23 protein-coding genes are annotated in these 26,095 nt (G+C 59.4%); 7 read left to right on the plus strand and 16 right to left on the minus strand.

The window, feature by feature from the left end:
• Position 1: 1 nt before the first annotated feature.
• Both MUU55_RS18855 and MUU55_RS18860 read right to left on the minus strand, forming a co-directional pair.
• Positions 2-994 (minus strand): flavin reductase, encoded by a 993-nt coding sequence (locus MUU55_RS18855; RefSeq protein WP_244762315.1) that lies wholly within the window; start codon positions 992-994, stop codon positions 2-4.
• Positions 995-1,114: 120 nt separating this feature from the next.
• Complete coding sequence (locus MUU55_RS18860; RefSeq protein WP_244762316.1) at positions 1,115-2,920, minus strand: helix-turn-helix domain-containing protein; 1,806 nt, start codon at positions 2,918-2,920, stop codon at positions 1,115-1,117.
• 166 nt (positions 2,921-3,086) lie between these two features.
• Here MUU55_RS18860 and MUU55_RS18865 point away from each other — a divergent pair, with 166 nt between their 5' ends.
• Positions 3,087-3,689, plus strand: a complete 603-nt coding sequence (locus MUU55_RS18865; protein ID WP_244762317.1) for an amino acid synthesis family protein — start codon at positions 3,087-3,089, stop codon at positions 3,687-3,689.
• 40 nt (positions 3,690-3,729) lie between these two features.
• On the opposite strand, the gene MUU55_RS18870 is transcribed toward MUU55_RS18865, so the two are convergent.
• The 10 genes from MUU55_RS18870 to MUU55_RS18915 all read right to left on the minus strand — a co-directional run bounded on the left by MUU55_RS18870 (position 3,730) and on the right by MUU55_RS18915 (position 13,836).
• Positions 3,730-4,080 carry a hypothetical protein gene (locus tag MUU55_RS18870; RefSeq protein ID WP_244762318.1) on the minus strand — a complete coding sequence of 117 codons (351 nt, stop codon included), beginning with the start codon at positions 4,078-4,080 and terminating at the stop codon, positions 3,730-3,732.
• A gap of 45 nt (positions 4,081-4,125) precedes the next feature.
• Positions 4,126-5,130 carry a serine hydrolase domain-containing protein gene (locus MUU55_RS18875; protein ID WP_244762319.1) on the minus strand — a complete coding sequence of 335 codons (1,005 nt, stop codon included), beginning with the start codon at positions 5,128-5,130 and terminating at the stop codon, positions 4,126-4,128.
• Positions 5,127-5,933 carry an ABC transporter ATP-binding protein gene (locus tag MUU55_RS18880; protein ID WP_244762320.1) on the minus strand — a complete coding sequence of 269 codons (807 nt, stop codon included), beginning with the start codon at positions 5,931-5,933 and terminating at the stop codon, positions 5,127-5,129. The genes MUU55_RS18875 and MUU55_RS18880 overlap by 4 nt, the downstream gene beginning before the upstream one ends.
• Positions 5,930-6,940 carry a FecCD family ABC transporter permease gene (locus MUU55_RS18885; protein ID WP_244762321.1) on the minus strand — a complete coding sequence of 337 codons (1,011 nt, stop codon included), beginning with the start codon at positions 6,938-6,940 and terminating at the stop codon, positions 5,930-5,932. The genes MUU55_RS18880 and MUU55_RS18885 overlap by 4 nt, the downstream gene beginning before the upstream one ends.
• Complete coding sequence (locus MUU55_RS18890; protein WP_244762684.1) at positions 6,931-7,917, minus strand: FecCD family ABC transporter permease; 987 nt, start codon at positions 7,915-7,917, stop codon at positions 6,931-6,933. Before MUU55_RS18890 ends, MUU55_RS18885 begins: the two co-directional genes overlap by 10 nt.
• Positions 7,914-8,705 (minus strand): siderophore-interacting protein, encoded by a 792-nt coding sequence (locus tag MUU55_RS18895; RefSeq protein WP_244762322.1) that lies wholly within the window; start codon positions 8,703-8,705, stop codon positions 7,914-7,916. Before MUU55_RS18895 ends, MUU55_RS18890 begins: the two co-directional genes overlap by 4 nt.
• Complete coding sequence (locus MUU55_RS18900; protein WP_244762323.1) at positions 8,702-9,712, minus strand: ABC transporter substrate-binding protein; 1,011 nt, start codon at positions 9,710-9,712, stop codon at positions 8,702-8,704. Before MUU55_RS18900 ends, MUU55_RS18895 begins: the two co-directional genes overlap by 4 nt.
• Entirely contained in the window at positions 9,658-12,144 is a 2,487-nt protein-coding gene (locus tag MUU55_RS18905; RefSeq protein WP_244762324.1) for a TonB-dependent siderophore receptor, read from the minus strand. The genes MUU55_RS18900 and MUU55_RS18905 overlap by 55 nt, the downstream gene beginning before the upstream one ends.
• Before the next feature lie 137 nt (positions 12,145-12,281).
• Positions 12,282-13,262 carry a FecR family protein gene (locus MUU55_RS18910; RefSeq protein ID WP_244762325.1) on the minus strand — a complete coding sequence of 327 codons (981 nt, stop codon included), beginning with the start codon at positions 13,260-13,262 and terminating at the stop codon, positions 12,282-12,284.
• Positions 13,263-13,326: 64 nt separating this feature from the next.
• On the minus strand, positions 13,327-13,836 hold the full coding sequence (locus tag MUU55_RS18915; RefSeq protein ID WP_244762326.1) for a sigma-70 family RNA polymerase sigma factor: 510 nt from the start codon (positions 13,834-13,836) through the stop codon (positions 13,327-13,329).
• A gap of 208 nt (positions 13,837-14,044) precedes the next feature.
• Here MUU55_RS18915 and MUU55_RS18920 point away from each other — a divergent pair, with 208 nt between their 5' ends.
• From MUU55_RS18920 to MUU55_RS18940, 5 genes are all read left to right on the plus strand, one after another.
• On the plus strand, positions 14,045-14,266 hold the full coding sequence (locus tag MUU55_RS18920) for a Rossmann-fold NAD(P)-binding domain-containing protein (RefSeq protein WP_244762327.1): 222 nt from the start codon (positions 14,045-14,047) through the stop codon (positions 14,264-14,266).
• A gap of 54 nt (positions 14,267-14,320) precedes the next feature.
• Positions 14,321-14,980, plus strand: coding sequence for a sulfurtransferase (locus MUU55_RS29325; protein WP_244762328.1), 660 nt, complete (start codon positions 14,321-14,323; stop codon positions 14,978-14,980).
• A 546-nt stretch (positions 14,981-15,526) separates the two neighbouring features.
• The gene (locus MUU55_RS18930) at positions 15,527-16,030 is read left to right on the plus strand and encodes an RNA polymerase sigma factor (protein ID WP_244762329.1); all 504 of its coding nucleotides are present in this window, start codon (positions 15,527-15,529) and stop codon (positions 16,028-16,030) included.
• Between the two features lie 88 nt (positions 16,031-16,118).
• Entirely contained in the window at positions 16,119-17,075 is a 957-nt protein-coding gene (locus MUU55_RS18935; RefSeq protein WP_244762330.1) for a FecR family protein, read from the plus strand.
• A 98-nt stretch (positions 17,076-17,173) separates the two neighbouring features.
• Positions 17,174-19,627 (plus strand): TonB-dependent siderophore receptor, encoded by a 2,454-nt coding sequence (locus MUU55_RS18940; RefSeq protein WP_244762331.1) that lies wholly within the window; start codon positions 17,174-17,176, stop codon positions 19,625-19,627.
• A 19-nt stretch (positions 19,628-19,646) separates the two neighbouring features.
• On the opposite strand, the gene MUU55_RS18945 is transcribed toward MUU55_RS18940, so the two are convergent.
• The 4 genes from MUU55_RS18945 to MUU55_RS18960 all read right to left on the minus strand — a co-directional run bounded on the left by MUU55_RS18945 (position 19,647) and on the right by MUU55_RS18960 (position 24,511).
• Positions 19,647-20,372: an RNA polymerase sigma factor gene (locus MUU55_RS18945; protein WP_342346066.1), complete on the minus strand. Its 726-nt coding sequence runs from the start codon at positions 20,370-20,372 to the stop codon at positions 19,647-19,649.
• A 6-nt stretch (positions 20,373-20,378) separates the two neighbouring features.
• A complete protein-coding gene (locus MUU55_RS18950; RefSeq protein ID WP_244762333.1) occupies positions 20,379-22,811 on the minus strand; it encodes a TonB-dependent siderophore receptor in 2,433 nt (810 codons plus the stop codon).
• A gap of 165 nt (positions 22,812-22,976) precedes the next feature.
• On the minus strand, positions 22,977-23,978 hold the full coding sequence (locus MUU55_RS18955; protein WP_244762334.1) for a FecR family protein: 1,002 nt from the start codon (positions 23,976-23,978) through the stop codon (positions 22,977-22,979).
• 107 nt (positions 23,979-24,085) lie between these two features.
• Positions 24,086-24,511 (minus strand): RNA polymerase sigma factor, encoded by a 426-nt coding sequence (locus MUU55_RS18960; RefSeq protein WP_244762335.1) that lies wholly within the window; start codon positions 24,509-24,511, stop codon positions 24,086-24,088.
• A gap of 525 nt (positions 24,512-25,036) precedes the next feature.
• On the opposite strand from MUU55_RS18960, the gene MUU55_RS18965 reads away from it, so the two are divergent.
• Positions 25,037-25,999 carry a helix-turn-helix domain-containing protein gene (locus MUU55_RS18965; protein WP_244762336.1) on the plus strand — a complete coding sequence of 321 codons (963 nt, stop codon included), beginning with the start codon at positions 25,037-25,039 and terminating at the stop codon, positions 25,997-25,999.
• The last annotated feature ends 96 nt before the right edge of the window (positions 26,000-26,095 follow it).

Here is a 26,095-nt window from a genome sequence, read left to right on the forward strand (position 1 = left end):
GTCATTGTCCTTGGTCTTGGGAGGCCTGGAGCCAGGCGCGGGCTTCGCCGTCGATCATCGCGACACGGCCGCCGTCGTCGGAATCCATGTAGATGCCGAAGCGGCCCGCCAGCCGCTCACGCCCATAGCGCCGCAGCATCGAGCTCAGTTCATGGGTCGCGATCGTGTCGTAAGGCAGGTCGTCGATTGGGAAGAAGCGAAGGTCGGCGGGGAGATTGCCCGCGGCGCCCTCTCCCGCCAGGCGCGCCCGGTAGACGAGATAACCGGGGTCGCTATCGGCGACGTCGAAGACCGAATAGAGAAAGGTTTCCTCCGGCACGAGGCGCAGCGCATCGCCGCCGTCGAGCACGAGCTGGCTGTCCGCCTTGCGCCGGCGTGCCGACGGCAACACCCAGCCGCCCTTCCCGTCCGAGCGCAGCAGCAGGCTGTCGCCCGCCTCGATGAGGTAGCCGATGATCATGCCGTGCGAGGCGAGCCAGCCGCTCGGCAACGGGTCCTTCACGCTGGCATAACGGCCACGGCAGAAGCCGAGCGGCGCGGTCGGGCTGGTGCCGAAGGCGCGCACCTGGCCGATCAGGATGGCGTGGTCGCCGGCATCCACCGCGCTGTGAAGGCTGCAATCGAACCAGGTCAGGCTGTCCGTCAGAACCGGCGCACCCGTGTGCGCCCGGTCGTGGTTGACCGACTGGAACTTGTCCTGCGCCTTCGAGGCGAAGGTCGCCGATACGTCGACCTGTCCTTCATGCAGGATATTGACCGCAAAACAGTCCGCCGCCTTGAACACCGCATAGCTGGACGCCGACTTGGCCACGCAGACCAGCAGGAGCGGCGGATCGAGCGACACGGAAGTAAAGGAATTCGCGGTCATTCCGCGCGGCGTTCCATCGGCTTCGAGTGTCGTGATGACCGTCACGCCGGTGACGAAGGTGCCGAAGGCCCGGCGCAGCGCGATCGGGTCGATCGGTGCATCCTGTGCTGCCGCTTGCTCCACCATCCCGACCTCCTCTCCGGTTCATTGAGAGGACGCTACCGTCACCGGCCGACTGCTTCTTCCTCTGAGATGAAGGAGAGTGGCGAAGAGTTCTCCTGCGCTTCGAAGGAGAACCCGAAAGCGTCAGCGTTCGCTGAAGGCGTGGTTCTCGATGACACCGTAAAGACGCAGGGCGAGCTCGACGGCAAAGCGTCTTTCCGCCGTTTCGACATCAATGCCGAAAAGCTCCTGGATGCGCGAGAGCCGGTAGCGCAGCGTCGTCACATGCAGGCCGAGGCGGTCGGCGCAGGCCTGGCTGCGGCAACCTTCCTCGAGATAGGCCGACAGCGTTTCCAGATAGGGCGTGCCGTTCTCCCGGTCGTGTTCGGCAATGATGCCGATGCTTTCGCGGACGAAACTGCGCACGTCTCCTACATCTGCTGCGGAAACGAGCATGGGCAGCGGCCCGAAATCCTGGGTCGAAAGCGCGCCAGTCAAACCGAACGAGCGTCCGATGCGGATCATCCGGCTGCACCTCTCCCAGGCCACGGCATAGTCGTCGAGGCCGCTGCATCGCTGTCCCGCGACGACAATCGGAGGTTCACCGAGATAACGTCCGAGCTCCTCGGCCATGCGGCGCATCAGCTTTGTCGTTCGCTCCTGCCGAGGACTGGCGTCGTGTTGCATCAGGCAGACGACACCGCCGTCAATGGCCACAAGCCCGGCTTCAACGGAAGCCTGCTGGATAACGCGCGCGAGTGTGTGCTCCACATCGACGGATCCTCCACCGAAAGCCTTGGCTTGCTCGGGAAAATCCACCACAATCATCTGCTGCGCCAGCGACAAATCGAGACCGAACCGAGCGGCGCGCTGGCCGATATCGGCCGCGTCGCGCCAGCGCCGCTCGACGATCTCGAAAAACAGTTCGCTTTGCGTGCGTGTTTCGAAACGGAAGCGCAGAAAGCTGCGCATCATCTGGACGCTGAGAGCAAACTTGGCGCTATCGAGCATGAGCTGGTCCAACTCGCCCTCCGCAACCGCACCGGGAAAGACGACGAGCGCGCCAACGAGCTGCCGATCGACCGTCAGGGCCTCAATACGAGCGGAAACACGTAGCCGCCGCGTGCCGTCATCCAGCAGGATCGCCGCCGTTTCCAAGGCCCCACGCTCGACGGCGTCGCGGGCCGCCTTGATCAACGCACGGGAAAAGACCGTAGGGACCGCCACCTGCCATGCCACATCGTCGAAGTCTGCCGCCAGCGGAGAGCGCCCAGCGATCACCTGGTTGACTGTGAAATCGACGACGACCAACGGATTGGGCAGCAGCCTTCCGACCATGGCGGCAAGCGAGGACACGGAGCCGTCGCTCAGCACATGTTCCAGCAGCGAGGTATGCGCCGTGAGCGCCCGCTCCAGCCGATCGGACGCCCGTTTCTCCGCGGCAAGGCGATGCTGCTTTTCCACTGCGATCGCACCGAGATGGATGATCGTTCCAAGAAAGGCGAGATCGTCTTCCGTGACATCCGTCACCGTACGGGCGATGACGCTCAGCACCATCGGCCGGCCCTCGGCGTCGGCGCAGTTCATCGGCATGACCAGCACGGTGCGGTAGTCCCGCTCGAAGGCCTCCTTGCGGTAGCCGGGAAACTCCGTGCTTTCGCGTGCGTCGCGCAGATAGACGGGCTCATTGCGCTGGAGCGCGATCAGCGACGGGCTGGTCGCCAGCTCCCAGCGGTCTGGCAGATCGCGCTGGATGAGCGTGGGATCATGCCGCACGATGACATGGGCATATCCATGCGCGGCATCGATAGCCATGATGGAGCCGAGCGCCCAGTCCGCATGCCGGCAGGCGGCGGCAATCAGGTGCTGCAGCACTGTGGTCAGGTCACCGCCGCTGTTGATCTGGCTGGCAACGTCGCGAAGCGACAATATCCGTGATTTCTGGTTCAACCCGCTGCGCACTCCCGTCTGAGCCCGGAGATAATGCGGCGCGAAGCCCACGAATGCTACTTGTTTTCGGAGGATCGTCACTGCTCCGTTTCCTCGGAACGATAGGAAGATCGCGAGCGTCTGCACGCTAGGTTGAGGAAACGTTTCAACAGACGGCGGAAAAGACATGGCGCTCGGCATCAGAAAGATCTGCACCTTCCTCGAGGAAACCCACATCGAGGGCGGCAGGGCCGCGCCGCGTCCCCTCAACATCGTCGTCGTCGCCGCCATCATTCAAAATCCCTGGGCCGGCAAGGGCTTCGTCGAGAACCTGCGGCCCGAGATCATCGACATTGCGGGGCCACTGAGCGAGGAGATGACCCGCCGGCTGCTGGTGCAAATGCCGGCCGAAAAAATCGAGGCTTGCGGCAAGGCAGCCGCTGTCGGGGTCAACGGCGAAATCGAGCATGCCTCGGCGATGATCCACACGCTGCGCTTCGGCAATCCGTTCCGCAATGCGATCGGCGGCACGAACTATCTGGAATTCGCCAATACGCGAAACGCGCCCGGTGCCCTCCTCTCTTTGCCGATGATGCACAAGAGCGAGAACGGCAAGCGCTCCCATTTCCTCACCGCCAATTTCCAGATTGCCGATGCGCCGCATCCCGACGAGATCGTCATCGCCATCGCCGCCGCCGATGGCGGTCGCCCCCACGCCCGCATCGCCGATCGCTTCCAGGACATTGCAGAAATGGAAAAAGAAGCGGTGCGTATCGCTGGCCAAAATTGAACCGCGCCCGCTTCGGGCCATATCGTGCAGCTACCGCAAATCAAAGGCATCGACGGGACACCAGATCCCGAATGGGAAAGCGGAATTTTTCATCCAGTTTTCGCTCTCCGGTTGGCCAACGCGAGAACTCGATCATCTCGAACGCTTTGATAGGATTCGAACCATCCACGCAAAGGCCCAACGTAAACCGACGCAACTGAAAATGCTCGCAGTTGAACCGGAACTGCGGCTCAACGTCGAATGATAGATTGAGATTGTCTATCCCAGAGCGGCCGGGGTCAGGAACCTTGCCGGGCAACAGATCGCAGATCCCGCGCCATTGCTCAGCTGTCAGTTCGTTGCGTTTCGGCTTCGCCATCATGAACCTCCAGATGAAAATCTGGAGGTTCATGAATCACACATCACGACCTAATTGCGTCCTGAATGTCGATTGGTCCTAAGGCGTCTCTTCCATCGCGCGCATAAGGCTGCGGCCAATTTCGCCCGCTTCAATGTCCATCCGGTTGGTCAGAACGACCAGTGACACCCCCATTTCCGGTTCAAAAAGGAGTGTCGAGCTAAACCCGGCCCATCCTCCATCGTGACCAAAGCCAGTACGCTCTCCAAACGTTTCAAACTGCACCCCGCCGCCATATTCAAGAGGGGATCCATCGTCGAGAGCGCCACGGGTTAGAAGACGTGGAATGACCGACGGGAAATGCCGCGGCGATACGATCTCCGACACCCAGGCGCTCATATCTTCAAGGCAGGTGTAAACCTGACCATCTCCGGTCATGTCCCAGAGTGGATTGATCTCCTGCCCGAACCCGTCGACGTAGGAGACCGCGATGTTTTCTCCACGCAGGGGCATGCGGTCCACAATGCGAGTGCGCTTCATTCCCAACGGTTTGAAAATCCGTTCTGCGGCAAACGCCGCCATGCTGACACCAGACAGCCGTTCAATCGCCGCCGAAAGCAGAACATAACCCGTATTCGAATAGCTGAAGCTGCTTCCCGGCCGACGGCCGGCTGAAGACTGGGCAGCAAGAATATCGAGCGTCTCTTGCATGCCCAGCCGCGTCTCCGTTCCCCACCCGTTTTCCGCGAAGAGCTCCATGTAATCCGGCATGGCCGATGTGTGATAAAGCAGATGTCGCAGCCGCACCCCGGGCGCCGCCATCGCCATTTCAGGCAGTATCGCCGAAAGCTCCGTATCCAGGGACAGATTCTTCTCGTCAAGAACAAGCAAAACGCCGAGAGCGGTAAACATCTTCGAGACGGATGCCAGATCGAACAGCGTTTTCGTATCGATCGGCGGGCCTCCGCGATATGCCCTGCCGCAACAATGAGAGACCATCTCGTGTGTTGCCGCCCAGACACCGACGGCAAAACCCGGCTCATCCTCCCCCACAAACCTTGTCCAGCCTTCTATCGTCTTGGAAATCTTCGCACTCGATATCATATCGCCCCCTTCTCAATGATCCTGCTCGAAGCGACGGCCATCGGAGAACCGGCCACCGGATCGGGAATGACAACGCATTCCAGCCCGAAAAGACGATGAATGAAGGACGCATCGACAATCTCTTGTGGAGCACCGCTTGCGGCCAGACCACCATCACCCAGGGCGATCAGATGGTCCGCATAACGGCTGGCCTGGTTGATGTCATGAAGGACCGCGATGATCGTCTTGCCGATCGAGCGCAGAAAAACCAGAAGTTCCATGAGTTCCACCTGATGGGCAATATCGAGGAAACTGGTTGGCTCATCGAGGAGAAGAATGGGCGTCTGCTGCGCGAGAACCATGCTGATCCACGCCCGTTGCCGTTGGCCGCCTGACAGCTCGGACAGAGGCGCCTCCGACAAGAGGGTCATGCCGGTCAGCTCAAGCGCCTCGTCGATCACCTTGGCATCGGCGCCGCTGTCTCTGAAATACCGAGCTTGCCAGGCGAAGCGACCCCGCGCAACGAGCTCGCGAACAATGATACCGTCCGGCGTGATGGGTGACTGGGGAAGCAGGGCAATCCGGCGCGCAAGGTCTCGCGGACGCATCGTCGACACGGCACCGCCGTCCAGGCGAATGGCGCCGCCCGCAAGCGGCACAAGATTGACGATGGCCCTTAAAAGCGAGGACTTTCCGCAACCGTTCGCACCGACGATCGCCGTGAACCGTGCATCCGGAATGATGGTTGAAACGTCGCGCAGGATCGTCCGCTGCCTATAGCCGAGAATGAGTTTATCGATTTGCAGCCTGCCTGACATGATCATCCTGTTTTCCACGCACTCAGCATCCAGAGCAGCCAGACACCGCCCAGGCAAAGCATGACCGTCCCCACCGGCACCTGCGTTTCACCAAACAGATGCTGCGCGGCAATATCCGCTGACGACAGCAGCGCAGCACCGACCAGGCCAGCCGCGGCCGGGGAGACGCCGGAACCATGCATGAAAAGACGTGCCTGCTGCGGCGCAATCAAAGCCACGAAGGCAATGGGGCCAACCACGGCTGTCGAAAGTGCGGCAAGCGCACCACCCGTTACGACCAGACGGCGGCGGGCTCTCTCGACCGCAAGGCCACTGGCCTGAGCAACGTCGTCTCCGAGTTCGAGTTGCCTGAGGGCACGCGTTTGAGCGATGCCGACAGGAACAAGCACAACCGCGAAGCCGAGTGTGACGAAAAATTGGTGGGTCTCCACCCCGTTCAGTGTGCCGATAGCCCAGACGGAGACACTTACCGCGGTCTCCGGCTCTGCGCTGAGCAGCAGCCATTGCCCCACTGCGGCAAGGAGTTGTCCTAGCCCGATACCTGTCAGGATCAGCCGCATTCCCTGGACGCCGTTTTTCCATGCAAGCGCATAGACGGCGACCGACGTGAGCGCACCCGCGCCCAGTGCGCCGGCCATCCTGCCAATGAAACCATAGCCGGCCAGCAATGCCAGGGTGGCTCCCGTGAACGCGCCCGCATCAAAGCCTATGATGTCGGGGCTTCCGAGCGGATTGCGAAACAGGGATTGGAAGATCGCGCCGGACATGCCCAGCGCAGCCCCCATCAGGATGGCCACGCCGGAGCGTGGCAAGCGCCATTCCAGTATCACCATCGCCACTGTCTCATCGCCGCGCCCGATCAATGCGGCAAGGACCTGCATCAATGTGACGGGAAAATCGCCAAGACACAGAGACAGCGTGAAAAGGACGATCAAAAGCGCGATGAGGCCTGTAAATATGATGCAGCGGCGCGGGAAAATTCGCGCCTTTTGCCGCCAACCCATCATACCCATAACCTCACCCTCCCCCTGACCAGAAGAATGAGGAATGCGGCACCGATCGCGGATGTCACAAGCCCGACGGCCAGTTCTCCATGCGGCAAGAGAAGCCGGGCCGCCATATCCGAAAGGAGCGTCAGGACCGGCCCAAAGACCGCGCTGCCGACAAGCAGAACCATGGCCGATTGACCAAGAACAAGTCGAACCATGTGCGGCACGACAAGCCCGACGAATGCAATCGGACCAGCGCCTGCGGTTGCCGCACCGGCGAGCGCTGCAATGAAAAGGTGAGCAAGAAGGCGCGCCCGGCGCACGTCCACTCCGATCGATCGCGCCACGTCGTCACCCAGCGCCATGCCGTCGAGAGAGGCCCTCAACGAAAAGGCCATGACGACGCCCAACACGATCAGCGGCGCAACCGTGTAAAGGATCGACACATCGACGATGATGAACGAACCCGCGGCCCAGCCCAGGATCGAACGCGCCAGCTCGGCATCCCGCGTCAGGACAATCGAACTGATACCACCGAAAACGGAGCTCACTGCGACGCCGACCAGCACGAGCCGCGCTGGACTAGCCGCCACGCGCGCGGCCAGTGCATGGACGAGGAGGCTCGTCGTTCCCGCGCCGGCAAATGCCAGCCCCACCTGTTGCCATGTCTGCTCTATCCCGAACGCGACAAAACCCAGGATGACTGCCATCGCAGCACCGGCATTGGCGCCAAGGAGGCCAGGGTCGGCGATCGGGTTTCGCGTGAGAAGTTGCATCAGCGCCCCGGAAACGCCAAGTCCGAGACCTGCAAGGATGGCAAGAAGCATGCGGGGCATCCGCAGGCCCAGCACGGTATCTGCATCCCGCCCCGCCCCGCCAACGATGGCGTCGATAACGTCGCCAGCCGGAAGCCCGGAACGGCCGACAAAAAGACTGCCGACAGCAAGAAAAACGACGGTGACAATGCCAACCCACAGCGCAACGATCTGACGAGCACTCATGGGTCGCGCGCCGGCGTTTTCGTCCAGTAATTGCAGATATCGCTTGAGACGGTTGGAAAATCCGGCCTGCCAAGCGCCCGACGTAACGCATCGGCAGAGGCCTTCTCGCTGCCGCACCAGACAAAGTCTTCGTCCGATAGGTGAACCGAGAGCAGAAGATCGACGAAGGCTTCCGGCTCGATCAGCGGCTTTCGAAGCCAAGACACCTCGACGCCCTCGTCTGATGGCAACAGACCGTGCATCGCCTCGTCCGAGGAAAAGACGAAAGCCATGATGGCGACGTCGGCTGGACGCATACGGCACCAGTTAAAAATAGCCGGGATGGCCGTTTCGTCTCCGAACAACAAGACCCGCTTTGCTTGCGGTATTGCCATCGAGGCCTTGGGGCCTGCGATATGAATTCGGTCACCCACACCCGCGCCATAGGCCCACTGCGCCGCGACGCCGCCATCGTGACCCACGAAATCCAGTTCGAGCGTATCGCTGCCTGGATCGAACGCCCTTGGCGTGTACTCCCGCGACAAGGCGCGCGGTGACCGTGGCCAGCGCAGGCGGCTCGTCTCCTGCACGGGAAGAGTCAATATTCCGGAACGGGGATCGGCAAAAAACAGCTTGATGTGATCATCCGGCCCCGGACTGCTGAAGGCAGGCTGCACGCCCTCCGCGCTTTGAAACACCCCCAGTTGAGGTCCACCGAGCGAAATCCGCCGAAGACGCGGTGCGACATCGGTGATGCCAACCACTTCGAGCTCGCGCAGGACGATGGGAAGATGGGTGATGGAGATCATCGCTTACTCTCACCGATTGTCTTCAAGAATGGTTCGATCTCGTCGAGAAGACGTAGCGCGGTCAGGTGCGTTTCCGGCCACATATCGGTGATGCCGACCATGTTTCCGACACGAACCGACGGCAGGTCACGAAAACCCGCGACCTGCATGAGGTCAGCCATTTCAGGCGCCGGGCGTCCCTTGACCAAGGGATAAAGGAGGGCGCCGACATCGCGTAACACCCCCATTTCCTCGTAGGACAGGAAAACACCGTTTCGATCCGCATTTTGGGTGAAATCGGCAAAGCGCGCACCCAGGTCTTGCAGAACTCGCCCTGCCCAGGAATTCGGTGTGTAGACAACGATCTGACGATCCTGGCTCGAAATCGCGGCGAATGTCGTCGTTGTCAGAACATCGCCCCAGCGCGCACGTATCTCCATGCAGCGCTGTTCGTAGCGTGCCCTTTCGGCCTGGGCAGGCATGCCCAGCCCCATCGCGACCGCAAGGCGGAACGTGACGTCGAGCAATGTGCCGGCGCCATCGGCCCGGAGAAGAACGGTCGGCGCTATCCGGGCGAGCCTGTCATGCAAAGCGGAATAGTCCGTCCCGCCGCGCACCATCCCGACGATGACATCGGGCTGCAACACGAGGATGCGCTCGTAGCGCAATTGACCGTCGAATGTGCTCTGGCCAACGAGCGGCACATGCTCTGCGAGCATCCTGGCCGCCGGTGTCAGCGCGTTGGCATCCGGCGCTGTCATTCCGACAGGCTTCACCCCATAATTGAGGGCGATCGCACCGGCGGTATCCAACGCGACGATGCGGCGTGGATCTGACGGCAGATCGACCGGGCCGAAGGGCGTATCGAAAGACGCTGCGGACGCAGTTCGGCGGCTGAGCGCCAGAAGCCCGCACGTCAGCAGGAATTTCCGGCGGTCAAGGGCGACCGCCGGCCGTTTTACCGACGGAGCCATCAGAACTTCGTCGACAATGTCAGCTGAACCGTCCGCCCATAACCGTAGCCGCATGTCCAGACGCTGCCGCAGCCGCTGACGTAACGCTTGTCGAACAGGTTGCTTACGGAGAGGTTCAGGCGGGCGCCATCGTGCAGATCGTTAAGCGGCGCGGAAATGCGTGTATCCACAAGCACATATCCGGGAACGTCGATGCCAGCATAGCCCGACGGCGTTTCGATATCGCCGCCTCGGCTTGCGCCGATATAGCGAGCCCCGGCACCGAACTGCCAGCCTTCAAGTGTCTCCTGCTCGACCGTGTAATCGAACCAGACGCTCGCCTGATGGCGGGGCGTATAGAGAAGGCTGCGTCCCAGTTCCTCGGGGATCTCGCTCCGCGTGACCTTCGAGTCGAGATAGGAATATGCTGCGGTAATACTTTTTCCACCGGAGAGATCTGCCTTGATTTCCGCCTCGAAGCCCCTGATCCGCACTTCGCCCGTCTGAACCTGATCCGGATAGCCATTGACCGGGTCGTCCGTCAGCCGGTTCGTCTGTCGGGAATCGAAGACCGCTGCGGTAAGAAGAATGTCGTCCGACGGTGCAAAACGCACACCCGCCTCGATCTGCCTGCCCGTCATCGGCTGGAACGGCCGCCCATCCGCCGTGGCACCGACGACCGGCTGGAACGATGTGCCATAGCTCACATAGGGGATGATGCCATTGTCGAACCGGTAGAGCAGCCCGACCCGCCCGCTCGTCGCGGATTCGTTCTGGTCGATCGTGCTGATACCACTGCGTGCAGATTCGATATCCGCCTCGGAACGCGTCCAGTCCTGGCGGACACCGGCAAGCAGGCGCCAGTTTCCAAACTCCATCTGGTCCTGCGCGTAGACCCCGATTTGATCCAGCCTGGAATCGATGTGGCTGAGCAGTGAGAAGTTTCCGATCCCTCCGCTCCCGTAGACCGGATTGTAGAGGTCGAGGGACGGGGCATCACCGGAAAACCGCGACGCATTGAAGCGGCTGCTGGCATAGTCGATACCTGCCACGACGCGGTGACGAACCGCGCCGGCATCCACATCCCACGTCAATGACGTGTCGGTGACGATGTTGTTCGTCGTTCCGTCCGCTTTGACGGCATAACGCTCCATCGTGCGCCCGTCCCAGTCGGCCACGTCGTCCCAATAGAGATCGCTCTGCAACATGTTCAGGTCGGACTTCACCTGCGACCAGCGCGTCGCGTGGCGCAGTGTCAAACCCTCGGTCAGCGGTGTTTCATATTCGTAACCGAGGATGTTTTGGTCACGATCGTAGCGGTTGAACGCCGGATCGCCTGTGAAAAGTGAGCGTGAGATCCGCCCATTCGGATTATCCAACAGCGTTCCATAGGCAGGAAGCCAGGAGTACTCGATGCCGCCCCGATCCCGCTGGATCTGGCCATGCAGGGTGAACTGTCCTTCCCCCACATCGACGGTGACGGACGGCGCGATCAGAAGCCGCTGCCGCTTGCCTTCATCCACCCGCGCGCCGACCTCGGACGCCTTTGCGATCAGTCGATAGCTGATCGAATCGTTGATGGGGCCCGTATGGTCATAGGCAAAGGACGGCTTTCCATAGCCATCGATCCCCGTTTCGATTTCGGTCGCCGCTTCCCGGCGCGGTCGCTTGGAAAGCTGGTTCACCATGCCACCGGGAGGTAGTTGACCATAGAGCGAGGATGATGGCCCTTTCAGAACCTCGACCCGCTCCAGCGTAAACGGGTCGATCTGCGGGATCGTCCAGTTGTTACCGCTCCCCAAGCTCGATCCCGCCTGATAGGGCATTCCATCCAGCCAGGTGGCATTATCGGTATTGAAGCCGCGGATCGATATCGAATCGAAGCGCGAATCCACGCCATCCGCCTCGACGGTCACCCCCGGCGTGTAGCGCAGCGTCTCCGAAAGCCTTGCCGCGGTACGGCTGCGGATTTCTTCCCGGCCGATGACGTTGATCGTCTGCGGCACTTCAGGCAGAACGGTTCCGACCTTGGTAGCGGTCGCGGTCAGTCCGGCCAGATAGCCCTCGAAGGAACCACGGGCCTCTTCATACCCGCCTGGGACGACGATGGATTCCAGAACGGTTGTGTCTCCAGTAACCGCAGCCCCGGATGTGACGGCCGCCGACGGATCGAAGATCGTCACCGTGCTATCATTCGTGAACCTCCACGAAAGCCCGCTTCCAGACAGCACCCGGCTGATGGCCTCTGATGTCGTCATAGAACCGATGACGGCTTTGCCACCTACCGAAGCCGCTGCGGTCTCGTTAAACATCACCGAGATACCGGCGACACGCGCGATATCATGCAGCGCTTTTCGGATAGGCTTTTCCGCGACATTGAAGGCATGAACGGTATCGGATACCGACTGCGCATAGGCGGGCGCGGCAACAAACGCCGCGCCTTCCGCGGCCATCAGCATCGTCGCTGCCAGAAACAGCGCTCGTTTGCGCATCCTTGAACCCTTCATGGGGAAGCCTTTCCAACTCATCGATTACCCGATGCGCATTGCGCACCCTCTCAATGGGCTAACGATCTCCGTGTAGGGGCACCCTCACAAAAAAGTGGATTTTTCTTTACAGCTTTCGATGAAGCTATGAGAGCCGGCTACCTGACGATCACCAGGCGGCCACCGAGCTTCTGCATCTGGAAGCCGGCAATAGACTGCACGGCGTCCAATGCCGCGTCGGTATCAGCAAGTACCAGGCTACCGCTAACCCGCCGGTCGGCGAGCGCGTTGCCAAGCACGACAATACGGCCTTGACGGTTTCGCTCGATCTGCGCAAGAACGTCGGCAAGACGCATGTTGTTGAATACGAAACGACCCTCGCGCCATGCCATCGCCTCCGAGATTTCGACCGGAGTTGGCGAACCAAGCTTGTCGTCGCCATAGGCAACGCTTTCACCTGGTCTCAGAACCACCTTTGTCGAGACACCCTCGAGCGAGACCTGCAGGCTGCCGTGCGCCAAGGTCACATTCACCCCCTCCTGCGTCACGGAGACGTCGAAAGCAGTTCCGAGAACACGAGAATGGCCATTTGCTGCATCAACGATGAAGGGCACCGGAGAGGCCTGCACTTCGAAATAGGCTGTGCCTCTCAGAAGATCTACACGTCGCTCTTTGTCGGTTAGATCAACAGTCACAGCGCTATCTGCGTCGAGCAACATCGTTGAACCGTCAGACAGCGTGATCGAAACTTGCTCACCACGTGCGGCGACATAGTCGGCGCGCATATCTTGAAGAAGATGCGGTTCTTCCAACCAGAGCCAGGCTGAGACGCCGAGCGAAAGGAGCAGCAAAAGCATGGCAGATCCTGCCTTCTTCCCGCTTCGACGCCGGCGAATGTCCTCGATACGGGTCAGGTATACAGCGATCGCATTCTTCTCGGAGGGCTCGAGGGAGATCCCGACCCCACCAGCCGACGACCACAACGATGAGACGCGCTCATAGGCGGCCGCATGAGCCGGTGTCTTGCGCCATTCCTCGAAATTCTTCCTATCAGCCCGCGAAGGCCTTCCGTTCATGCGCGTGAACCAGGCAATCGCCTCTCGCTCGGTCTCCTGGCCTGGCCGGTTTTCGGGTACCATTTTCACATCTTTCGCAGTCGCGGTGCTGCCTCAATCCTATAACGACGGCAGATAAGGCCTACCCTCAATCCGAAACCATGTCGTCTAGTGCGGCACGGCACGCCAGCAAGGCCTTGGCAATTTCGCGTTCCACGGTGCTGTAGGAAATTCCCAGCGCGGTCGCGATTTCGTCATAGGTGCAATCGTGCGTCCGGTTCAGCACAAAAATATGCCGCGTGCGTTCAGGAAGTTGACCGATCACCCGATCGACATGTCGAAGCGCGTCGATCGCTATGATGATCTGCTGCGGTGTCGGTGCAGGTGCGATATACTGTTCTTCGGTAATGAGCTGCGGCAGTCGCGCGGACCTCTTGTCGCTGCGAAGTTGATCAATCGCGGCATTGCAAACACACCGGCTGAGATAAGCGGGTGTCAGAACGATTTGCTCGAGCGCCTTGGCCCACAGGCGTGCAAATGTATCCTGAACAACATCCGCACCCGACCCGTGCCCGACTTTTCGGATGGCAATACGCTCCAGCCGGGCCGACTCTGAGCGATAAAGCTGCTCCAATTGTTCTGCCTTGATATCGTTCATGTCATTTCCGAGAGGTCAGCAAGCCTCCGTCACCCATCTTTGATGCAAGTGAACCCATAAAATGTTGACAATAATTGTCAAGTTAAAGCTTCTCTATCATATGAATATGCCGTGTGAGCATGGCCGCGGTCGGCGCTCTGAAGACTTTCTATCAATGAGGTTCCGACCAACAATTATTCTGGTTTTGACAGGATTCGAACGGCAATCCGTGGCCAGGGAGCTCTGGGACGATGAATACTGCAGCCGCTGGTTCGCGGATTATTTACCCGCCGGCCATCTCGCCGTGCCGGAAGACCTGATCACCACATCGCTCAGCCTCGTTGCCCCCGCCTCGCGCTATGTGACCGGTCGAAGCGTCGTGGTTGACGGAGGCGTACTCTCCGGAGACAGCTGGGTCGAAAAACACGGCCGCCGCTCCGCCTATCCGTGATCACAATTTCTCCCTGCGAGAGACATCTCGGATCCGGACTCGCCCTATGTCAACATGCTGCCCACCGAGGATCTCTTCGCGACCCATGTCGGTCGTCTGGGGATCGACAACCAAACCGATGTCATCATCTATGATGCGGGTTACGTTTCCTGCCGTCTCTGGTGGATGTTCCGCACCTTCGGCCACGACCGTGTCCGTATTCTGAACGGCGGCTGGCGGAAATGGAAGGCAGAGGGCCGGCCAATCGAAACCGGTGAAAGCGGGCAGGTCGAACAGCGTTCGTTTTCCGCTCGTCTGATTCCAGGTCGTGTGGTGACCCTCGAAGAGGTTCGCGTCGCCATTGAGAGCGACGATGCTACAATCCTGGACGCCAGAACGGCAGCTCGCTTCGACGGTCTGGAAGGCTCTGGCTACCCTGGCGTCGCCTCTGGCTACATGCCCGGTGCGATCAACACGCCTTGGGCACGGTTCTTCGACGCCGACAGGAATTTCGAATTCGTCTCACCTGAAAAAGCGCGCGCCGTCTTCGTGGAGGCCAAGGCCGATATTTCCGGCAAGGTCATCACGACCTGCGGCTCTGGCGTCACGGCCTGCATTCTTGGTTTCATGGTCGAGCAACTTGGCAATCCAGACTGGCGTCTCTACGACGGCTCGTGGCATGAATGGGGTCAGCGCGAGGACGTGCCCAAGCTCGTCAGACAATCAAGCTACTGAGAAGTAATACCTTTACCGGCCAAAAACGGTGCCCCTCCGACGTGCACTAGGGACATCGCCGTGGAACGGCGATGTCATCCCGGCGTCATCCAACACCAGCGAAAGCGCCTTCTCCTCGGTGCCCGTTCGGCCGAGCAATCCCCGTCTCCCCCAACGTCTCGATACCCCGCCTGCGCGTGACGCCCCAAGCTCATCATAAACCTTAAACCTATGCTCTATATCCGCGAGTGCAATCGTGCGTCCTATTTGACCAAGACACGCAGTTGGCAATGCGTACCTGTCGTCTCACTCCATCGACCGTAGCAATCGAGCAACATTGCCAAAGTGTTTACCGCACTCGATTGGCCTCAAGCGTCTCCCGGCCCATGCGTATGTGTCAGATAAATATGAGATTTCAGGGAAGGTTTTATGGAGCACGGTTTCTTGGCGATACGGCGCATCTAATTTGTTGATCTTGCGTCACAATCATCAAGACGTAATAATTTCTCTCAACGCTGCCTCAGTTGGCTCGATACCACAACGACCCGAGCGAGTTTAAACATCGTCATGAGTTGGGACCTATCAACCCTCTTCCGCCGTCACGCCAAGGATATCGCTCGAACGCTGCACCGACGGGGACTGACGGTGGAAACTGCTGCGGATCTGACGCAGGATACGTTCGTACGTTTGCTGGTATCCCCGCCCAAGGAGGCAGCCGGCGTCAACAATCCTGTCGCCTACCTCTTTCGCATCGCCCGAAACCTGCGCATAGACCATCAACGCCGCGAACGCGTGCTGAAAATGGTCGATCTAAGCGACGACGAATTCGCCGAGATCACCGATCAGTCGCCCAACGCCGAGACGATCGTCTACGACCGCCAGAGGCTGGAACTCACCAAGGCGGCGCTGGCAGAATTACCTGACCGAACCCGCCGAGCCTTCGAATTGCACAGACTTGGCGAGCTGACCATTGCGGAAACAGCCGCCACCATTGGTCTTTCGAGCACGACAACCTGGACGCTCCTGCGCGACGCCTACGAACATATCGACGCGCGCCTCAACCGCCCGTAATAAAAATCCTGACGGAAATTTCCGCACTTTCATTCGTAGACCTTTGTGAGATATCTCCCGAACGGTGATTCCGGCGCGAAGGACGATTATGAACGAGCTGCCCGAAGACAGACGCCTTTTCCGCGAGGCAGCCGATCTCGCCATCCGCCTGCAAGGGGATCCCGACAACAGGGTCTCGGTCGACATGGTGAATGCCTGGATTTCGCGCAGCCCTTCCCACCGCAGCGCCTGGAAACGGGTTGCCGAAATTCATGGAATGTCCGGCCAGGTCCTGACGGAACGCTATGAAGCCTTGGAACCGAAGCGGGGCGCCATAAGCCGCCGCACGCTCCTGGTCACCGGCCTCGTCGGAGCGGGCGCAATCGCAACCGGCTCTGTGGCAGTTCCCGATCTGGTCGTGAGAATTCAGGCAGACCATGCTACGGTCAAAGGTGAAATCCAGCGGATCGACCTTGAGGACGGCAGCGTGGTCACGCTCGGTCCGGCAAGTGCTATCGCAATCGACTACGCGGCCTCACACCGGATCGTGCGCCTGCTTGCCGGCATGGCCTATTTCGATGTCGCGAGCGACACCACCCGCCCGTTTTCGGTCATATCGGATGAAGTTGCGGCGACGGCGCTTGGCACAGCCTATGACGTTTCCAACGATGCCGGCATCATTTCCGTCTCCGTCGACCACGGGAGGGTAGCGGCGCGGATCGAAAGCGGCCGGATCGGAGAGGAACTCATGGCCGGCGACTGGATAGTCTATAATCCGGGGACACATGCCGTGATGAGCAGAGGCACGCGCGACATTTCGCAGATCGCCGCCTGGCGCAACGGCATGATCGTGGCAGAACACGAAAGTGTCTCGGTGTTGGTCGCGCGGATCGGCCGCTGGCTGCCCGGCAAGATTGTGATCGCTGATCCTTTCCTGGGTGCACGCCTTGTCAGCGGGGTCTTCGATCTCAGCGATCCCGAGCGAGCGCTTGCCGCTGTTATCAGGCCTTTCGGTGCGCGGCTCCGGCAAGCGGGTCCCTTCCTGACCATCCTCACCCCCGTCTAGTTCGGAAAAAGAGAAAATTCCGGTCGCCCGTTCGTAGAGCTTATCGGGGCGCATGGTGAAAGACCGTGCGGATGACAGTTTACGACGGAGTTCATGACATGACACGGGGATCCATGAAGAGGCTGGCTGGCGTTGGCCGCAGGACGATGCTGGCCGCTATGTTGACGACCACTGCGATTTCCGTTGGGACATTCACGCCGACAAACGCCCTCGCACAGGTTCACACCTATGCAATCCCCGCAGGCCCGCTCGCTGGGGCACTCGCCGCCTTCGGCCGCCAGTCAGGCACCCAGATCGCCTATGAGGCGTCCATAGCGCGTGGCAAGATATCGCCCGGGCTTACCGGCTCCATAGGTCGGGAGGAGGCCATCGCCCGCCTCCTCTCCGGTACCGGGCTCAGCTATTCCTTCACGGATCCCTCTTCCGTCCTCATCACCGCGGCAAGCGCCGATATTGGTGGCCTTCCGGCCGACGGGTCGACGTCGCTCGAGCGGATCACCGTCGATAACGAGGGCGAGAGCGCCTGGGGGCGGGTTGACGGTTTCGTCGCGACCCGCAGCGCATCCGGCACGAAGACCGACACGGCACTCGTCGAGACACCACAATCGATCTCCGTGGTCACCCACGCCCAGATCGAAAAGCAGGGTGCGAAACGCCTTGAGGATGCGCTCACTTATACGCCCGGCGTCAGCGTCGGCAGCTATGGCTTCAATCCGGAGCAGGACTATGTCTTCATGCGCGGCTTCCAGGTTCCGTTCTTCCTCGACGGAACACGCCAATACCGGGACTATATCGTCGGTGCGCAGCTTGGCGTGGAACCCTATGGTCTCGAGCGCATCGAGACCGTACGCGGCCCGGCTTCCGTCCTCTATGGCCAGATCGCACCGGGCGGAATCGTCAATCAGGTGGTCAAGCGGCCGACGATCGAGCCGTTCCGCGAAGTTCAAACGACCTTTGGCGACCCTCAACGCCTACAAGCGGCGTTCGATTTCGGCGGTCCCATCGATAACGACGGGACGCTGCTCTATCGGCTGACGGGCTTGGGTCGCAACGCAGATGGGCAAATGGATTTTCAGGGCGACGACCGCCTGTTCATCGCGCCTGCGCTGACGTGGTCCCCGGACGCGGAAACAACGCTCACCGTCTTCGGCCAGTTTCAGCGCGACAAGGACGCCCTGCGGCCGGTCCCCCTGCCGGCCTTCGGCACGATCTTCCAAAGCATTCATGGTAAGATCCCGCGTGACCGCTTTCTCGGCGAGCCCGGCTTTGACAGTTTCGAGCGTACGCAATATTCACTCGGCTATGAATTCGAGCATCATTTCAATGATGGCTGGAGTATTCGCCAGAACTTGCGCTACTCCAATGTCGACCAGACCGAGAACACGTCGCTGATGGCTTTCGACTACGGCTCCTTTGCTGTGGATGGGCGCACAGCGGACCGGACCGGCTGGAACGACATCAACGAAATTGGCACATTCGGGGTCGACAACCAGCTTGTCGGTGAATTTGACACCGGCAATCTGGCACACAAGCTTATCCTCGGCCTCGACTATTCCCGATCACGGAGCGACTGGAGGTTCGCATCAGCAACGCTTTCTCCGATCGATGTTTTCGATCCGGTCTACGGCGGCCCCATCGGACCGCTCGTACCGGCTATATCGGAGCTCAAGACGGCAACACAGATCGGTCTTTACGCCCAGGACCAGATCGCCTGGGAGAATTGGCGCCTTACCTTCGGCGGTCGCTACGACTGGGCGGAGGGCGTAACGACGGACCGCCTCTGGGCGACGAGCACGACCCAGAAGGACGAGGCCTTCACCGGCCGTGTCGGTCTCGGCTATCTCTTCGACAACGGCGTTGCGCCCTATATCAGCTATTCCACGTCCTTCGACCCGGAATTCGGCCTCGACGGCACCGGAACCCCCTTCAAGCCGACAACCGCGCAACAGTACGAAGTCGGCATCAAGTACCAACCCGTCGGCGGCAACAGCTTCTTCACACTTTCCGTCTTCGACCTGACGCGCCAGAACATTCGCACACGCGACCTCAATCCGCCGCCGACCAACCCCTGGGCTGAGACACAGACCGGCGAAGCACGGGTGCGCGGCCTGGAGGCCGAGGCAAGAATCAGCATAACCGACCGCTTCGATTTCGTCGGTGCCTATACTTATCTCGATTCCGAAATCACCAAGAGCAACAATCCCGATCTCGGGATGCCTCTCTTCCTGACGCCGAAACATCAATTCTCGCTCTGGGCAAACTACACGATCGAAGACGGTCCGGCAGCAGGTCTCGGTGCCGGTGTCGGCGTCCGATATCGCGGCAGTGTCTGGGGGTCGGGCCATGAGATCGAGGTCCCGTCCCACACTCTTTTCGACGCGAGCCTGACCTACGATTTTGGCAAGAAAAACCCGGACTTGGCCGGGCTCGACCTCACGGTTAGCGCGCGCAACCTCTTCGACAGAGAGTACGTTTCGACCTGCTCGTTCTGGGAGGGCTGCTTCTACGGAGAGGGCCGGAACGTCACGGCAACGCTGAAGTACCGCTGGTAGAACTTGCAATGATCAGAGACTACTCTGTGGCGGCCCTGCACGCAAACATGGCGCGCGCCATGTGCTTTTCGACGGCGCTTTTCGATATCCCGACGATAGCTGCGATGTCTGTGTAGGTGTAACCATTGATCTTATTGAGGAAGAAGATATCGCGCGTACGCTCCGGCAGCGCGCGGATCACGTCATCGATCTTCCGGACCTCCTGCCTGGATTCAAGAGCGGAAAGCGGAGAGGGAGCAGGCGACAGGATTTGCTCCGGCAGAACAGCATCGCCGAATTCGCGGCGGACTCGCTGGGCGCGGGCATGGTCGATCACCGCATTGTAGAGTGCCCGGTTCACATAGGCTACAGCATCTTCCGGCAGCACACCCGTACGCTCGTGCAGGCGCAGGAACACGTCCTGGATAAGGTCCGACGCCGTGGCATGGCACCCGAGCTTTCGACCAATCCGCCGTAACAGGCTCGGCCGCGCTTCAACGTATAGTTCTTCGAGCCAGTTGTTCTGAACAGTTCGGCACCCTGCTTTCGTATCCGGCTGCCTGGGCGCCGGAATGGAGCCCTCTCCGGCGCTCGATGGACCACAAGCGCGCGGAGATTGCTTTTTACTGTGTTCGCAATGGTGGGGTCTGCCAGCCTCCTCGAACCATGCGCCGCAAACGTTCGCGAACCCGGCTGAAGGAAGGCCCTTCATGCCGGACGGAAGCGTGTTGCGACGCCCGAGCCTAGGATGACGACCGCCCGGCATGGCGGATTAGAACGTACGTTTCAGCGAGAGCGTTGCGCTACGCCCCTCTCCATAAAAGACGGAGTTGTAGAAACCCATCGTCCGGAAGTATCGCTTGTCCGCGATGTTGTACACGTTCAGATTCAATGACGTCTTGTCGTCGAAATCGTAACGTAGCATGGCGTCGAATATCGCGTAGCTCTCCTGTTCGATGCTCTGCGACGCATCAAGATAATGCGCGACATTCGCGGTCTTGCTCTGCCAGCGCATTGATCCACCGATCACTAGCTTCTCCCATTCTCCCGGGAAACGGTATGTTCCCCCCAGTTTCAATGAGCTGCGGGGTTGGAACGTGTTGACCGCATTGCCGTCATTGTCCTGCGCATCCCGATAGGTGAAGCCGGCAAAAAGATTGAGGCCGTCATAGATTTCGCCAGCGACCTCAAATTCGAACCCGCGCGTCGTCGTTCCGTCAATCGAACGATAAACGGCACGCTGGTGGTCCATATCCCATGTGACGTATTCGGCAACGTCCTTTTGATCCGTCTGGAACACAGCAAAAGACGCATTCACCCGATCATCGAAGAGAGAAGCCTTGATCCCGACCTCGTAATTATGGCCATACGCCGGCTGTAGATAGTTGCCTTCTACATCCTGATAGGTCTGCGGCTTGAAGATGTTCGTATAGCTTGCGTAAAGCGTATGCTGATCGGTCAGATCGTAAGTGATGCCAGCGTAGGGCGTGACGACGCCAGAGTGTTTGTAGTCGAAGTTCTCCCAATAGCTTGCGAGTTTGCCGTCCCAGTAGTTGATCCGGGCGCCGCCGATGAACGATAATTCGTCCGTCAGCGACAATCGCGCGGCACCGTAAATCCCGAACTGCCGGGTCGCGGTGTCCCGAACGTTATTGTACTCGTCTTTCCATTCGGGTTCCGGGTAGTCGCCCGTCCACTCGAATATATTGCCGATCGGATGTTCGCTGCCCACCTGCTTGCGCTCGATGACCCGCCCGCTGGTGCGCGAAGCAAAGGCACCGACGACAAACTCATGCGTTCTGTCATAGGCTTCAAATTCGCCGTTCAGGCTTCCGGAGAGCGAGTCCTGCTTTCGATCCCCATCATAAAGCGTTGTAAAACCCAAAACGCCAAGGCCGGTTACCGGATCGGGATTCCCCTCCATTATTATCAGGGGAGCATAAAAGTCGTTTTGCGCATGATTATAGGCAAATCGCGCCTTCCAGTCGTTCTCGAATGTGTGATCGAGTGCGAGAAAGCCTTCGGTTGCGACCGTGTTCCAGCCGGACCACGGTGTTCCCGTCGTTGATCCTTTCGGCCAATCGATAAGGTTGCCCAGGGAATCGAAGGCCGGCAACCCGGCCCATGTCGTGCCGGTGGAATCCGTTTCCTGCCGGTTTGCCCCTACGGTTATTGTCGTTGCGTCACCAATATCGGCCTCGACAATACCGAAGAGGACATTCTTTTCCTGCTTGTAGAGATCGATCGTATCTTCCCTGGTCTGCAAGGCACCGACAATTCGCCCGCGCACCGTGCCCTCGCTGTTGAGCGGGCCTGCGACATCCATCTCCGTTCGATAATTGGAATTGGTTCCTGCCAGACCGGAAACATAGCCTTTGAATTCATCCGCCGGCCGCTTGCGAATGAAGTTGATCGAAGCTCCAGGCTCGCCGGTATTCTGCATCAATCCGGTCGCGCCCCTTACGATTTCGATGTGATCGTAGATCACCGTATCAAGCATGCCGTCACCGTACTGGTACGTGGCGTCAAGCGTTGTCGGCACGCCGTCATATTGATAGCTGTCAATCTCAAAGCCACGCGAATAGAAGTTCAACCGGTCGGTTTCAGCCTGATTGACCGTTACGCCCGTGGCGTTCTCCATCACGTCCCGCAGAGCCGTCATTCCCCGGTCCTCGATCAACCGGCGTGTTATGACGCTCGTCGACTGAGGGGTTTTCCGCTGTGGCAATGCCAGGCCATTGGCCGTTTTCATCCACTCGGCAGTGTAGGAACCGGTTCCCTCGGTGACGGCGCCCTGGCCTTGCACGGTGATGGCCTCGAGAACGGTCGAATCGGCGCCGCTCGATCCAAGTTCGGCTTGGCTCAAATCGAAGATCGCGACGGTATTGGCGCTGGTGAAATTGTGCCGAAGACCCGAGCCGGCAAGGAGCGTGGAAATCGCCTGCGAGGCGGTCATCGAGCCGCGAACGGGCTGCCCTGTTGCCGAGGCGATGGCGGTCTCGGGGAAAACCACGTCGATGCCGCTTATCCGAACGATATCGTTGATCGCCTGACGAATCGGCTTGGCGGAAATGTTGAACTGATAGACCTGCGCCGTGGCTTGTGCGAATGCCGCTCGGTATCCAACGCCGTCGCCACCACCCACCGTCAAGATCGTCGTTGCCAGCAGAACAACCAGTCTCCTGCGGCTCATTGCCTTACTCATCTCTCGCCACCCTCTGCGCAAAACCAAACATCGAGAGCAGTGGTGCCTTGATACGCTTCCCTGACCTCTCACACTGGCTATCGCCAGAGAGGCCGCCGTACCCTCACGGAAAAACCAAAAATATCGACGCAGATACGAATATTCTTCAAAAACAGAAGCATGCCGTCATGGACCGATCAGCACCACCTTTCCGCCGAGCCTTGTCACGCGGAAACCGAGAGAGGCTTGCAAGGCGGCAATTGTCGCTTCGGTGTTTTCCAGGGAGGTGTTGCCGCTGACGCGCTTTTCTCCCAGCTCGGAGCCAAGAACGATGATCCTGCCATCCCTGTAACGCTCGATCTGCGCAAGAACGTCAGAAAGGCGCGCATTGTTGAAGATCAGTCGCCCTTCATGCCACGCCATGCTTTCGGCAAGGTTCACGGTCCTTACCGTTCCGAGACCAGCCTCATTGTATTCGATGCTTTCTCCCGGCTTCAGCACGACGGCGTTCTCGTCGCCGCTGAAAGCAACTTCCAGGCTGCCGCTCGACAATGTCACGGCGACATTGCTGTCATTCATGAGAACGACATCGAATTGCGTGCCGAGCACGCTTGCCTGGCCGTTTCCTGCCTCTACGATAAAGGGAACAACTGACCGCTGAACCGTGAAGTAAGCACTTCCGCGCAACAGGCGGACCCGCCGCCCCGCTGCGGAGATATTCGCATCGAATGCCGTATCCGCGTCCATCAGCACAGTGGAACCGTCAGCAAGCGTTACAGCACGTCTTTCCGCTTTGGCCGTACTGAAATCTGCCGCCAGGTTCTGGACGAAATGAGGATGATCAAGCCAGGCCCAGGTTGCACCGACGAAAAGCGCCAGAAAGCCTGTGACGATCGGACCAGCCTTCGATCTCCGCTTATCCTTACGGAAGTGAGCAATTTTCTGCAGGGGCACCGCCAGATCATCGCTTACCTTATCCGTAAGTTCCCTCGCCGCCACGCCAAGATCGCCCCACAGCGAGCCGACTTCCCGATACGCCCGCTCGTGGTCCGGCGACAAGGCCCGCCAGCTTGCGAAATCAACCTGTTCGGCCTTCGTCGGCTTGCCGTTCATACGTGTAAACCAGGCGACGGCCTCCTTCTCGATAAGAGCCCTATCCCGCGCGGCGGGAGCTTCGTCGTTTTCCATCAGTCCGTTCGTTCCCGGCAACCGTTGGCAACCAGCACATGAAAATATGCGCGGCCTCACGGATCATATCGCTCAAGGCAAGGATTTACCCTCACAAGATGCCGATGTTATCTTGCGCCCTTGCACGACAGGATCGCCTTGGCCATTTCCCGCTCTACGGTACTGTAAGAGACATTGAGGCCAATGGCGATCTCCTCATAGGTGCAGCCATGTACCCTGTTGAGGAGAAATATCTGTCGTGTTCGCGTAGAGAGCGCAAGCATTGCCACCTCCAGGCGTTTCAAATCTTCACGAGCAGAAACGATCTGGTCCGGCATCACGACGGGGGCTGAATACTGCTCCTCGGTGATGCCGCCAAAGAATGCCTTTCGTCGGCATTCTGCGCGAAAACGGCTGATTGCCGAGTATTTCACGGCCTGTGTCAGGTAGGATGGGGAAAGTTTTACGTGTTCCCTGGCCTTCGCCCAGATTGCAGCAAAAACATCCTGAACCACGTCACCGGCATTGCTGGCCCCCACCGTGCGAACAACCATGCGCTCCAGGCGGAGGCGCTCAGCATTATAGAGGGCTTCTATTTCTTCTAACCTGCTCGGCATTGCGGGAACCACATTCTTTGGCGCTCGAGCACAAAGCCCTCGTGCTTAAGGTTCCACACTCGATGCAAATGTCGAGCGTAAAAGTCAAGTTATGATTCAATTTTTCGGAATTGATTGTTGCAGCGCGCGGCTATGGCAGACAAGCTCATACGGTCGGACGGAATGGGAGGAGTGGTGGTCGCGCAACCTGACCGAGCTCTCAGAGACGTGACTGGATGCTTTCTGATGTTCGAGCCCCTGCAAAAGCGTAGAAAGAGGCCGCGTTTGGGCATCTTAGGCACTGGCCCGCATCACCACCCGCATTCGCTTTCACTGCAACGAAAACCTCTGAGCTGCGCTTAACAAGCGTCGGCCTATAGGTGGTCCATTCAATTTGACGCCATTGCTAACTCAAAAAACATGAATACAATAATCATGTTTATAGCAAAAGCGCTGTAGCTCAACTCCTGTTTTGGGTCTCGTATGCAAGAGTGGTCTCCCTATCGCGACACTCCCGAGCGAGACAGTCCCAATAATTTAGTTCTTATCCAGGACATCATTGACACTGCGAGCCACGATCATGACACGGCTTTTGCGGTCGGGTACTATCGTGCCCACACGCTATCGCCGTTTCTGCAATATCTCGATTGTGACCTTAAAACGACCAAGGGGCTGTACAGCGAGGGCACGTTCGCCCCGGGGATATGCCTAAGCCATGCCATGAGCGGCCGCTGGAACAGCTGGCTGGGTGGACAAGCTGTGGAAATGCAGGCCGGCGACGACGTCTTGGTATATGGCAGCGGATCGGATTTGCCTTTTACGGAATCGCAACCCGATAACGCCCGGATTAAAATGTCCGCACTTTACGTGGGCGCAGAGTTTTTTGAGAGCGCTGCCAGCGTTAGCGACATGCCTGCTGAGCTTTCTGGCCTCCTACGTGATGGCAAACTCAGCGTACTGCAGCTATCCAACGCAGGTGCCTTAAGATCAATCCTGCAGCGGATGCATAATAATCCCTATAGTGGCTATCTGGCGCGTTTGCATATGGGCAGCCTGGGACTTGCGGCGGTCGTAGAACTGGCTTCATGCCTTGGCGGAACCAAACAAACCAATGCCGTGCCAGGTCGGCGGCGTGACCTGGCTCACGAAGCCAAGCTTTATCTCGATGCTCACGTTGCAGACCTGCCAGCGATGGCTACAATCGCCGCCAATCTCGGTACCAACGAGAGTAGTCTTCGCCGCGCTTTCAAGCAGTCCTTCGGCATCTCGATGACGGAATATGTGCGAGACCGCCTTCTGGAAGAGGCTCGGCATCTCGTCAGAGAAGGTAGATTGCATATCGCGGAGATCGCCTACAGGAGCGGTTTCTCCGATCCAGCGAATTTTACCGCAGCTTATCGGCGACACTTCGGGCATCCACCGAGCGCGGAACGTCTCCGCCGGTGACCGAATTGCACAACTCTTATCCCGGCGCACACAAGTAACAACCGTGGCGAGCCCACAGCTGATTATCTAATGAAATCCGGAGCCCGATCAGTCTCC

The sequence above is a fragment of the Shinella curvata genome (assembly GCF_022899935.1).
Classification (GTDB): domain Bacteria; phylum Pseudomonadota; class Alphaproteobacteria; order Rhizobiales; family Rhizobiaceae; genus Shinella; species Shinella curvata.